Source organism: Streptomyces sp. NPDC002884, assembly GCF_040295245.1.
GTDB lineage: Bacteria > Actinomycetota > Actinomycetes > Streptomycetales > Streptomycetaceae > Streptomyces.
Genome location: NZ_JBEOVB010000019.1, coordinates 106427 through 118476, shown reverse-complemented (window position 1 = coordinate 118476; position 12050 = coordinate 106427). Strand labels below are relative to the sequence as shown.

Annotated in this window: 8 protein-coding genes; 2 read left to right on the top strand and 6 right to left on the bottom strand. The window is 72.3% G+C overall.

Annotated elements, in window-relative coordinates:
• Window positions 1–19: 19 nt before the first annotated feature.
• Entirely contained in the window at window positions 20–1108 is a 1089-nt protein-coding gene (locus ABT070_RS30605; RefSeq protein ID WP_351765244.1) for a polyprenyl synthetase family protein, read from the bottom strand.
• Window positions 1109–1266: 158 nt separating this feature from the next.
• Window positions 1267–1968, bottom strand: a complete 702-nt coding sequence (locus ABT070_RS30600; protein WP_351765242.1) for a TetR/AcrR family transcriptional regulator — start codon at window positions 1966–1968, stop codon at window positions 1267–1269.
• Window positions 1969–2131: 163 nt separating this feature from the next.
• On the opposite strand from ABT070_RS30600, the gene ABT070_RS30595 reads away from it, so the two are divergent.
• Both ABT070_RS30595 and ABT070_RS30590 read left to right on the top strand, forming a co-directional pair.
• Window positions 2132–3673, top strand: coding sequence for an APC family permease (locus ABT070_RS30595; RefSeq protein ID WP_351765241.1), 1542 nt, complete (start codon window positions 2132–2134; stop codon window positions 3671–3673).
• Between the two features lie 77 nt (window positions 3674–3750).
• On the top strand, window positions 3751–5418 hold the full coding sequence (locus ABT070_RS30590; protein ID WP_351765240.1) for an amidohydrolase: 1668 nt from the start codon (window positions 3751–3753) through the stop codon (window positions 5416–5418).
• An 85-nt stretch (window positions 5419–5503) separates the two neighbouring features.
• Here the strand turns inward: ABT070_RS30590 and ABT070_RS30585 are convergent, their stop codons facing one another.
• The 4 genes from ABT070_RS30585 to glyA are packed head-to-tail and all read right to left on the bottom strand — an operon-like array spanning window position 5504 to window position 11928.
• Complete coding sequence (locus ABT070_RS30585; protein ID WP_351765238.1) at window positions 5504–6106, bottom strand: sarcosine oxidase subunit gamma; 603 nt, start codon at window positions 6104–6106, stop codon at window positions 5504–5506.
• The gene (locus tag ABT070_RS30580) at window positions 6099–9404 is read right to left on the bottom strand and encodes a sarcosine oxidase subunit delta family protein (RefSeq protein WP_351765236.1); all 3306 of its coding nucleotides are present in this window, start codon (window positions 9402–9404) and stop codon (window positions 6099–6101) included. Before ABT070_RS30580 ends, ABT070_RS30585 begins: the two co-directional genes overlap by 8 nt.
• Before the next feature lie 11 nt (window positions 9405–9415).
• Entirely contained in the window at window positions 9416–10648 is a 1233-nt protein-coding gene (locus tag ABT070_RS30575) for a sarcosine oxidase subunit beta family protein (RefSeq protein WP_351765235.1), read from the bottom strand.
• Window positions 10645–11928 (bottom strand): serine hydroxymethyltransferase, encoded by a 1284-nt coding sequence (gene glyA / locus ABT070_RS30570; RefSeq protein WP_351765234.1) that lies wholly within the window; start codon window positions 11926–11928, stop codon window positions 10645–10647. Before glyA ends, ABT070_RS30575 begins: the two co-directional genes overlap by 4 nt.
• Window positions 11929–12050: the final 122 nt, after the last annotated feature.

Here is a 12050-nt window from a genome sequence, read left to right as displayed (position 1 = left end):
CGCCCCCCTCAGCGGGTGTTCACCACGCCCGTTCCAGGTTCCACAACGGCAGGTGCTCGAAGAAGGCGACCGCTTCCGGACGCCATCGCGGTCGCCAGCCGGCGGCCTCGGCCGAGGCCAGCTCCGCGTAGTGGCGCATGTCCGTTCGCAGCTTCCGCTCCGCGCCACAGCTGTACGCGATCTCACGGACGGCGGCAAGGGTCTCCGGGGAGCAGGCGCCGGCGCCGAGCGCGGACTCCACCACGGCCCGCTCGGCGCCGGTGGCTGACGCGAGCAGGGCCTGCACGAGGTAGTTGCGCCGCCCCTCACCGATGTCGGTCCCCGCGGGTTTGCCCATGATCTCCGCGTCCCCGAAGAGGTCGAGGTAGTCGTCACGCATCTGACCGGAGATCCCGGCCGGCCGCGCGTAGCGGCGCAGCTCCTGCTCGAAGGGCTCCGGCCGCTCGCCCGCGGCGAGCAGCCCCAGTTGCAGCGGGGCCAGCGCCGAATAGCGGGCGGTCTTGTAGTCGGCGACGTCGTGCAGGACCTCCTCGCCCGCGAGCGTGGTGAAGTCCCGTTCCATGTCGATGATCTGGCCCACGAAGGTGGCTGCGGCCGCCCTCGTCTGCACCTCGACCATCGCCTGGCGCACCGCGAGGGGCGCTTTAGAGTCCAGCAGGACCTGGAGGGACAGGGCGAGCGCCAGATCGCCCGCCAGCAGGGCCAGGCCGAGTGCGACCTGCGGCTGGTCGGGGAACTTCCCGCGGTAGGCGTAGTAGGTGGAGGGTCCGCCCCGGCGCAGGGGACTGTCGTCGATGATGTCGTCGTGGACCAGGGCATGGGTCTGGAACAGTTCGACACTCAGCGCGGCGTCGTCCAGCCCTTGGACGGGCTCGTCGGTCACCAGGCGCGCCGCTTCGTAGAGGAACACCGTCCTGATCCGTTTGCCGCCGCGCAGCGACAGATCCCGCAGCAGGCCCAGGCAGTCGGGCGTGAACCTGCTGAACGCGGGCGCGTCGAACGAGGCGCTCAACCCCCGGAAGTACTCCTCGAACAGTGTGGTGAACCGGTGCTCGTATCCGGCCAGGCGGGCCCGGATCTCCCCGGCGAGTACGGCGCTGTCAGTCACGACGGTCTCCAGATCAACGGCGATGCGATGGGTACACGTTCGCAGGCGCGGGCTCTGGGTGCCGGGGCCGGTGCTGTCAGGGCCGGTGCCGGTGCTGGTGCCGGGGCCGGTGCCGGGGCTGGTGCTGTCGGGGCCGGTGGAGATCCGCCCGTCGCCGATCAACGCGGCCGGCTCGCGGGGGCACGGGCCTTCAGTGCCTCCAGCAGAAGGTCGATCGCCTCCTCGAAGGAACTGTCCCCCACTGAGCGCAGCTCCCGGTGCACGGTGGTCAGCGCGGGATACGACGCGGGGTCCAGCCCTTGGTACACCTCGCTCCACGCCCGGTGGTCGCTCTCACGCTGCTGCCGTGGGAGTGCCTGGAAGGCGGCGTCCATGGCCGCGTGGCTGAGCACGGTGTCGATGAACGTCAGATAGAGGCGGGTCGCGTCGGCCGGTGCGAAACCCGCGGAGAGCAGGAGTCCGATCCCGGTGTCCACGGCCCGGAGCTCGTTCTGGCGCCGGGTCACCCGGTACGAGGCGAAGGCGGCCGCACGGGGGTGGGCGAGGTATCCGGCACGGACCCGCAGGGCCATCTCACGCAGCGCGGCAGCCCAGTCGTCCCCGGGGGCGAAGCCTGCCATGGCGTCGCCGATGATGCGGTCGGCGATGGCGAGCACCAGGTCGTCGGTGCCGTGGAAGTAACGGTAGAGGGCGCTGGGGTCGCAGCCGAGGGCGGTGCCGAGCCGGCGCACGCTGAGCGCCTCGGGACCGTGCTCGCCGATCAGCCGCAGGGCGGTCTCCACGATCAGTTCCTCCGACAGCAGCACCCCCGAGCGGGTCGGACGACGACGGCTGCGCTCCTGCGGGACACGGGTGGTCATGGCGGGTGCTCCTGTCGGTCGGGGCCGCGTAGCAGCAGTGAAGGGGCCGCGCACCCTTATGTCAACAGGATTGACGCAAGACTCGCGCGAGGTGTTCCATCGCATTCCCGCGCGGCTCTTCCCCCGTCCTCACCTCGTCCTCCCTCCCCGCGAGGAGCCTTTCATGACCTCTCCGTCCCCTCGGCCGTCCACATCGCCCGCTCCCCCGTCACCGGCTCCGTCCGGTGCGCCGGGGAGCGGACTGCGCCGTTCCCTCGGCGTCGTCGACGGTGTCGCCATCGCCGCCTCCAGCACCGCCGCCACCACCAGCATCGCCATCGGCATGGGCACGATCGCCACCATCGTGGGCCTCCAGGCCCCGGCGCTGCTGCTCCTCGCCTTCCTGCCCGTGCTCGGTATCGCCACCGCCTACGCCCGCCTCAACCGGTCCGAGCCCAACTGCGGCAACGGCTACACCTGGGTCGGCAGGACCCTGGGCCCCTGGCCGGGCTTCCTGACCGGATGGGTCACCGTCGTCGGCTCGGTGATCTTCTGCGCCTACACCAGCGCGGTCATGGGCTCGGTCGTCCTGATCTTCGCCAACAAGGCCGGTCTGCACAGCCTGGCGGGCGTCGCCCTCGATCCGTCGTCCACCGGCGTCAGTACGGCCGTCGGGCTGGTGCTGCTGGTCGGACTCACCGCGCTCGCCGTGACGGGCACACGCACCACCACCCGCTTCCAGTTCGTGCTGCTGGTCTTCGAGTACGCCGTGCTGCTGGGGTTCTGCGGCTGGGCCCTGATCACGGGCGAACAGTCCTTCTCCTTCTCCTGGTTCAACCCCTTCGAGATCGCCGACGGCACCGCCTTCGCCCAGGGCATGGTCCTCGCGGTGTTCTTCTTCTGGGGCTGGGACGCGGCCTTCAGCGTCACCGAGGAGACGAAGAAGCCGGGGGACGCGGCCCGCGGCGGTCTGATCGCCCTGTTCGCGATGCTCGGCCTGTTCCTCTTCGCCTCGGTCGCCTTCCAGCGGGAGATGAGTCTGACCGAACTCATCGAGAACGGCCCGCAGGCCCTGCCGTACCTCGGGCAGAAGCTGGCCGCCGAGCCCTGGGCCACCCTGCCCCTGGTCGCCCTGATGTTCTCCGCGGCGGCCTCCGTGCAGTCCACGCTGATCCCCACGGCGCGCGGACTGCTCGCGATGGGCCGGGACCGCACCATGGGAGCGGTGTGGACCCGGGTGCACCCGCGCTACGGCACCCCCGCCGCCGGCACGGTCGTGGTGCTGGTCATCGGCTCCGCGATCGCCCTGCTCGCCGTCGCCCTGCCCCGGCTGAGCGACATGCTGCTGGCCGCCGTCAACGCCATCGGTCTGCTCGTCGCCCTCTACTACGGGCTCACCGCGCTGGCGTGCGCCGTCCGCTTCCGCTCCGCCGTACACGAAGGGCTGCGGACGGCCGTGCTCGCCGTGGGGGTGCCCGCCGTGTCCGGTCTGGTGCTGCTGGGCCTCGGCGGCTATCTCGGGTACTCGTACCTCACCATGAGCGACCACTTCGAACTGAGCCCCGACAACGGGTGGTTCATGTTCTCCCTGCCCGCCGTCATCGTCCTCGCCGGCCTCGGTATGGCCGCGGTCGCCAAGTACGTCCGGCGGTCGCCGTACTTCACGACCGGACAGGGCACCGATGCCGAGGCCATCGTCCTGCCGATGGACCGCACGGCCGTCTGAGCCCCCGCCCGCTCCGCGCCGGACGCCGACCGCTCCACTCCTCCTCCGCCCTCATCCCCCTCCTGGAGTCCACACCCATGTCGCAGTCCCAGGTCACGGGCCCCGCCGACCTCGTCCTCACCGGCGGGCCCGTCCACACCGTCGATCCCGCCCGCAGCCGCGCCACCGCCGTGGCCGTGCGCGACGGGCGGATCACGGCCGTCGGCCACGACGAGGTGCACGCGCTGATCGGTCCGGGTACCGAGGTCGTCGACCTCGCCGGCAAGCTGTTGCTGCCCGGCTTCCAGGACGCCCATGTGCACCCGCAGGGCGCGGGCCTGGAACTCGGCCTGTGCCACCTCGCCGACACGGTCGACCCCGCCGAGTACCTGCGGCGGATCCGGGCCTACGCCGACCGGCACCCGGACGTCGAATGGATCACCGGCGGCGGCTGGTCCCTGGAGGCCTTCCCCGGCGGCGCCCCCACCGCCGCGGCCCTCGACGCGGTCGTCCCCGACCGGCCGGTCTTCCTGCCCAACCGCGACCACCACGGCGCCTGGGTCAACACCCGGGCGCTGGAGCGGGCCGGTATCGACGCCCGCACCCCCGACCCCGCCGACGGCCGCATCGAACGCGACGCCGCCGGAAACCCGACCGGCATGCTCCAGGAGGGAGCCGTCCATCTGGTGGGCCGGCTGGTGCCCGACCCCACTCCCGAGGAACAACTGGCCGCCCTGCTGCGCGCCCAGGCCGTGCTGCACTCGCACGGTGTCACCGCCTGGCAGGACGCCATCGTCGGCGCCTACGCCAACATGACCGACCCGGCCCCCTCCTACCGCACGGCCCTGGACCGGGGGCTGCTCACCGCGCGCGTCGTCGGCGCGCTGTGGTGGGACCGCGAACGCGGCGCCGAGCAGATTCCCGAACTCGTCGCACGACGCGAGGAGTTGAGCGGAGGACGGTTCAGGGCCGGCACGGTGAAGATCATGCAGGACGGCATCGCCGAGAACCACACCGCGGCCATGCTGGACCCGTACCTCACCGGTTGCGGCTGCGCCGCGGACACCAGCGGCATCAGCTTCGTCGAACCCGGCGAGCTGAAGAAGTACGTCACCGAACTCGACGCGCTCGGCTTCCAGGTCCACTTCCACGCCCTCGGCGACCGAGCCGTGCGCGAGGCACTGGACGCCGTCGAGGCCGCCCGGACCGCCAACGGGACGCTGGACACCCGCCACCACCTGGCGCACCTCCAGGTCGTCCACCCCGACGACGTACGACGCTTCCGGGCACTCGGCGCGACCGCCAACCTCCAGATGCTGTGGGCCGCCCACGAGCCGCAGATGGACGAACTGACCCTGCCGTTCCTGGGCCCCGAACGCGGGGCCCGGCAGTATCCGTTCGGCGACCTGCTGCGCGCGGGAGCGACCCTCGCCGCGGGCAGCGACTGGCCGGTGAGCAGCCCCGACCCGCTCCAGGCCGTCCATGTCGCCGTCAACCGCGTCTCCCCCGACGCCCCCGAGGGCACCCCGCGGTTCCTTCCCGGCCAACGCCTCGACCTCGGCGCCGCCCTCGCCGCGTACACAGCGGGCAGCGCCCATGTGAACCACCTCGACGACCTCACCGGCAGCATCACCGTCGGAAAGGCCGCCGACCTGGTCGTCCTCGACCGGGACCCGTTCGCCGGGCCGCCCGGGGAGATCGCGGCCACCCGGGTCCTGGAGACCTTCGTGGAGGGCAGGCGCGTCCACGCGGCGCCCGACGCCTGAGGACACGACGACCCGGCACGGCGGCTCCACCGTGCCGGGTCGTCCACGCGTGTGCGCTCACCCGGATGCGTTCACTCCTGCTCGTTCACCCGTATTCCACGGCCGCGTCCAGCAGCCAGTTCGTCAGGTGGTCGGCGAAGGAGGAGCGCACCAGCACCCAGAACCCCGCCCCGGGCCGGTCGCGAGCCACCAGGACGACCTGGGTGCGGGCCAGCGTCGTCTGGGCGCACCGGCCGGGGCCGAAGGCGCGCGGGTGCAGATCCAACCGGCAGCCGTGGGACAGCAGATCACGGGCGCGCGGTCCGCCGACCAGGACGGTGGTGCGCTGGGCGGAGACGTCGGTGACGGAGACGGGCGCGTCCCCGGCCGCCGCGCGGATCCGGCTCTCCAGGTCCCGCCCGGTGCCGGGCAGGCCCACCACCAGCCACTCGTCGGGGCCGAGCCACACCGCGCGCAGATCGCCTCCGCGCACCACGGTGTCGGGTTCCAGGGGCAGTTGAAGCCCCAGGGCGAGTCCCACGGCGTCCGCCGCCGGGCTCTTGGCGTCGAGGCGGACGTTCAGCTGGGCCAGGAAAGGGACTTCGGCCAGGCGGATCGCGCCCCCGGAGGAGCGCGTCGCGGCGGCGAGGCGGTCGGCGGCATGCCCCAGCGGGCTGCGCCGACGTGCGGTCGGAGCGGTGTCAGCCATCGCGGCGGGCTCCCTCGGGGTCGTAGAGGACGGGGCTTGCGACCGTCACCGGAACCAGCCGGTCGCCCACGGGGGCGTAGAGACGTTCGCCGATACGGTCCCGGCCGCCCTTGACCAGGGCGAGCGCGAAGGTGCGGCCGAGGGCGGCGCTGCGGTAGCTGGAGGTGACGTGGCCGAGCATCGGGACGGGCGGCTCGGGCAGCACACTGTCGGCGACCAGGTGGGTGCCCTCGGGCAGGAAGGTTCCCGGGTCCTCGGGCAGCAGACCCACCAGGTGTTTGCGGTCGGCGCGGACGGTGTCGGCGCGGGCGTACGAGCGCTTGCCGATGAAGTCGGGCTTCTTCTTCGACACCGCCCAGCCCATCCCGAGGTCCTGCGGGGTGACGGTGCCGTCGCTGTCCTGGCCGATGATCGGGTAGCCCTTCTCGGCCCGCAGGACGTGCATGGTCTCCGTGCCGTAGGGCGTGATGCCGTACGGGGCGCCCGCCTCGTACAGCGCCTCCCACAGGTCGAGCGCCTGCCACGGTGACACATTGATCTCGTAGGCGAGTTCACCGGAGAAACTGATCCGGCACACCCTCGCCTCGATGCCCGCGACCGTCGTGTCCCGCCATGCCATGAACGGGAACTCGTCGTTGGCGACGGCGAGTCGGGGCGCGAGCGAGCCGAGCACCTCACGGGACCGCGGGCCGACCAGGGCGACGGTGGCCCACTGCTCGGTGACCGAGGTGCAGTGGACGCGGAGTTCGGGCCACTCGGTCTGGAGCCACTCCTCCATCCAGTCCAGTACGGCGGCCGCGTTGCCCGTGGTGGTGGTGACCAGGAAGCGGTCCGGGGCGAGGCGGATGACCGTTCCGTCGTCGAAGATCATGCCGTCCGGACGGCACATGACGCCGTAGCGGATCATGCCGACCTTCAGCGTGCTCATCATGTTGGTGTAGAGCCGGTCGAGGAAGACGGCGGCGTCCGGGCCCTGGACGTCGATCTTGCCGAGGGTGGAGGCGTCCATGAAGGCGACGCTCTCGCGGGCGGCGGCACACTCGCGCAGCACGGCGGCCTCCATCTCCTCGCCGTCCCGCGGGTAGTACCAGGGCCGCTTCCACTGGCCGACGTTCTCGAACAGGGCACCGTGCGCGACATGCCACGGGTGGACGGCGGTCGTGCGGACCGGGTCGGACAGTGCGCCGCGGTCGCGGCCGGCGAGGGCGGCGAAGGAGACGGGCGTGTAGGGCGGCCGGAACGTGGGCAGGCCGAGCGCCGAGAGGTCCACGCCGAGGAGTCCGGCGACGATCCCGCTCGCCAGCGCCCCGCCCGTCTTGCCCTGGTCGTTGGCGGTGCCGGCCGTGGTGTAGCGCTTGGTGTGCTCCACCGAACGCAGGCCCGCCCCGGTCGCCCGCGCCAGGTCGTCGACCGTGACATCGCGTTGGAGGTCGACGAACCGGGGGGCTCCGGTGGAGCTGGGCACGGCGAACACCTGCATGGGCGGGCGGTACGGCGTGGTGGCGACGGCCGGCAGCGCCGGCGACTCGGCGGGGTGGCCCTCCGCCTCGACCGCGCGGGCGCCGGCCGCCGCGCCCTGCGCGAGGGCCGTGGCGAGCTCGAAGGCCCCGTTCGCCCCGCCCACGACCTCCACCGCCTGACGGCAGCTGTCGGGAACGAACGTGCCGAGCACGTCGTCGTGGCGGAGCTTGCCGCCCGCCTGGCTGAACAGATGCGCGACGGGGTTCCAGCCGCCGGAGACCAGGAGCAGATCGACGGCGAACTCCCTTTGTGGGGAGGTCACTTGCTGCCCCGACACCACTTGCTGCCCCGACGCCGTGTGCTGTCCGGCGGACTCCCCGTACGGGGCGACCGTCACGGAGGTGAGGCGGGCCCCGCCCTCCGTGTCCGTGACCGCGTGTCCGGCCAGCACCTCGATCCCGGCGGACCGGGCGCGCTCGGCCCACTCCCCCGGCTCGGACCTGGTGTCGACGATCGCCGCGATGTCCGCTCCGGCCGCCGCCAGGTCGAGCGCGGCGGCGTACGCGCTGTCGTTGGTGGTGAACACGACGGCGTGCCGGCCGGGCAGCACCGCGTACCGGTGGAGGTACGTCCGGGCCGAGGCGGCCAGCATCACGCCGGGCCGGTCGTTGTCGCCGAAGGCCAGGGAGCGCTCGTGGGCGCCGGTCGCGAGGACCACGCGGCGGGCGCGGATCCGCCAGACGCGCTCGCGGGAGACCTGCTCCGGGGCCTCGGCGCCGAGGTGGTTGGTGCGGCGTTCGACGGCGAGGAGGTGGTTGTCGTCGTAGTGGCCGAAGACGGTGGTGCGCGCCAGGACCCTTACCTCGGGGGCGGCTTCGAGCAGGGCGCGCGTCGCCTGCACCCAGTCGAGGTGTTCGCCGGCGCCGAGCAGGCTTCCGCCGGGTTCCGGCTGGTCGTCGGCGAGGATGACGCGCGCGCCGCTGCGTGCTGCCGCAGCCGCGGCCGCGAGGCCGGCCGGTCCGGCGCCGACGACCAGCAGGTCGCAGTGGGCGTGTACGGCGTCGTAGCGGGCGGGGTCCGGTTCGGTGGACAGTCGGCCCTGGCCGGGGAGACTGGTCGCGACGAGGCCGTCGTACAGCTCGACCGTCGTCGCGGGGAGCATCGGCTCGGGGAAGGGTTCCTCGATCTGGACGACCGCGTTGGGTTCTTCGACCCCGGCCGAGAAGATGCCGCGGGGGCGGCCTCGTCTGATGCTGGTCGCTGCCGCGATGACGCCGTCGGCGAGGAGCGCGGAGGCCAGGGTGTCGCCTCGGAAGCCCTGGTGTTCGGTGCCGTCGAAGGTGAAGGTGAGGGGTGTGTCGCGGTCGATGCGGCCGCCGGTGGCCAGGCGGTGCGGTTGGCTCGCGAGCGGTGTCGGGGGCTCCGCCCCCGGACCTCCGGTCGACCCTGGAGGGGCCTCGTCCTCGATCGCCGGACGGGCCGGAACTGCTGAACCGGGGTCCGAAGCGACCGTACGAGTGGGGATCACCGGGACAGGAGCCGAAGTGGCCGGGCCGGACCGTGTGATCGTCGGGCGGGGCTCTCCCGTCCGGTACACCGCCAGGATCTCGTTCGTCGACGTGTCGCGCACCGCGTTGAACCACTTGCGGCAGCCCGCCGCGTGGCTCCAGCGCTCGGCGAACGGGCCCTTGGGGTTGTCTCGGAAGAAGAGGTAGCGCGCCCACTCCTCGTCGGTGAGGGCGGCGGAGTCCTCGGGATAGGGCACGTGCGCCTGGCCGCCGTAGTGGAACTCGGCCTCGTCGCGGGGCCCGCACCACGGGCAGGAAATGAGCAGCATCGTTCGGCTCCCTAGTGGGCCACCGCGGCCGCGCCGTGCTCGTCGACGAGCGCGCCGGTGGTGAAACGGTCGAGCGAGAAGGGGGCGTTGAGGGAGTGGGGGGCGTCGTGGGCGATGGTGTGGGCGTAGACCCAGCCGACGCCCGGGGTGGCCTTGAAACCGCCCGTGCCCCACCCGCAGTTGAGGTAGAGGTTGTCGACCGGGCTGAGGCCGACGATCGGCGAGGCGTCCGGGCTGACGTCGACGATTCCGCCCCAGGTGCGCAGCACATGGGCGCGGGCGAAGACCGGGAAGAGTTCCAGGGCGGCGGACATCTGCTCTTCGATGATGTGGAAGGCGCCGCGCTGGGTGTAGGAGTTGTACGCGTCGATGCCGGCGCCCATCACCAGCTCGCCCTTGTGCGCCTGGCTGACGTACACATGGACCGCGTTGGACATGACGACCGTCGGGTGCACGGGCTCCAGCAGCTCCGACACGAGTGCCTGCAACGGGTGGCTCTGGAGCGGCAGTTCGATGCCGGCCATGGCGGCGAGGACCGAGGTGTGGCCGGCCGAGCACAGGGCCACCTTGCCGGCGGCGATGGGTCCGCGCGTGGTCTGCACCCCGACCACCCGGCCGCCGACCACGTCCAGGCCGGTGACCTCGCAGTTCTGGATGATGTCGATGCCGGCGGCGTCCGCGGAGCGGGCGAAGCCCCAGGCCACGTAGTCGTGCTTGGCGATGCCGGCGCGCGGCTGGTAGGTGCCGCCGAGGACCGGGTAGCGCACGTCGGGTGAGATGTTGACGATCGGGCAGACCTCTTTGACCTGCTCCGCATCGAGCCACTCGGCGTCGACGCCGTTGAGCCGGTTGGCCTCGACACGGCGCACGCTGTCGCGGACGTCCTGCGGGCTGTGGGCGAGGTTCAGCACCCCGCGCTGGGAGAAGAGGATCGGGTAGTCGAGCTCTTCCGCCAGCCCTTCCCAGAGCTTGAGGGCGTGCTCGTAGATGCCGGCGCTCTCGTCCCACAGGTAGTTGGAGCGGATGATCGTGGTGTTGCGGGCCATGTTGCCGCCGCCCAGCCAGCCCTTCTCCAGGACCGCGACGTCGGTGATGCCGTGGTTCCTTGCCAGGTAGTGGGCGGTGGCCAGGCCGTGGCCGCCGCCGCCCACGACGATCACGTCGTAGGACCGCTTGGGCTCGGGGTTGCGCCAGAGCCGGTCGGGGTGGTCGGGGAGGTCGGCGCCGGGGGTGCTGGGGCTCATCGGACGTCTCCGTCGTGCGAGAGGTGCGGATAGAGCGGGTGCTCGGCCGCGAGGGCTTCGGTGCGGGCGCGCAGTGCGGCGACGTCCGGCTCGGGCCGGAGGGCCAGCGCGATCACGTCGGCGACCTCGGCGAAGTCCTCCTCGGTGAAGCCTCGGGTGGCCAGCGCCGGGGTGCCGATGCGCAGGCCGGAGGTGACCATGGGCGGGCGCGGGTCGAAGGGGACGGCGTTGCGGTTGACGGTGATGCCGATCCCGTGCAGGAGGTCTTCGGCGCGCCTTCCGTCGAGTGCGGAGTCCCGCAGGTCGACGAGGACCAGGTGGACGTCCGTGCCGCCCGTCAGGACCCTCACCCCGGCCGCGGCCGCGTCGGGCCGGGTGAGGCGCTCGGCGAGGATGCGGGCGCCGGCCAGTGTGCGGGCCTGGCGTTCGGCGAACTCGGGCGTTGCCGCGACCTTGAAGGAGACGGCCTTCGCGGCGATGACGTGCTCCAGCGGGCCGCCCTGCATCCCGGGGAACACCGCCGAGTTGATCTTCTTGGCGAGGTCGGCGTCGTCGGTGAGGATGACGCCGCCGCGCGGGCCGCCGAGGGTCTTGTGGGTCGTCGTGGTCGTGACGTGGGCGTGCGGGACGGGGTTGGGGTGCAGTCCGGCGGCGACCAGGCCCGCGAAGTGCGCCATGTCGACCATGAGAAGGGCCCCGACCTCGTCGGCGATACGGCGGAAGGCCGCGAAGTCCAGCTGCCTGGGGTACGCCGACCAGCCCGCGATGATCATCTTGGGCCGGTGCTCCCGGGCGAGCCGCTCGACCTCCGCCATGTCGACGAGGTGGTCCGTCGCACAGACGTGGTACGGCACGACCTTGAGCATCTTGCCGCTGTAGTTGATGCGCATGCCGTGGGTGAGGTGGCCGCCGTGCGCGAGGTCGAGGCCGAGGACGGTGTCGCCGGGTTGCAGGAGGGCGAAGAAGACGGCGGTGTTCGCCTGCGCGCCCGAGTGCGGCTGGACGTTGGCGAAGCCGGCGCCGAAGAGCGACTTGACGCGCTCGATGGCCAGCCGCTCGGTGACGTCGACGTGTTCGCAGCCGCCGTAGTAGCGCCGGCCGGGGTAGCCCTCGGCGTACTTGTTGGTGGCGACCGACCCCTGGGCCTCCATCACGGCGGAGGGCGCGAAGTTCTCGGAGGCGATCATCTCGAGGGTGGACTGCTGGCGGTGCAGCTCGGCGCGGAGCGCGGCGTGGACCTCGGGGTCCAGCTCCGCCAGGGGGGTGTTGAGCGCGTTCATAGGGTGTTCGCGTTCCTCTCGGCGGCCTCGAAGACGTCTGCGAGCGGCATCGCCCCGGTCGTGGGTCCCACTCCCCCGGGCGTCGGCGCGAGCCGGCCGGTGACACAGGCGCGACTGCCCGG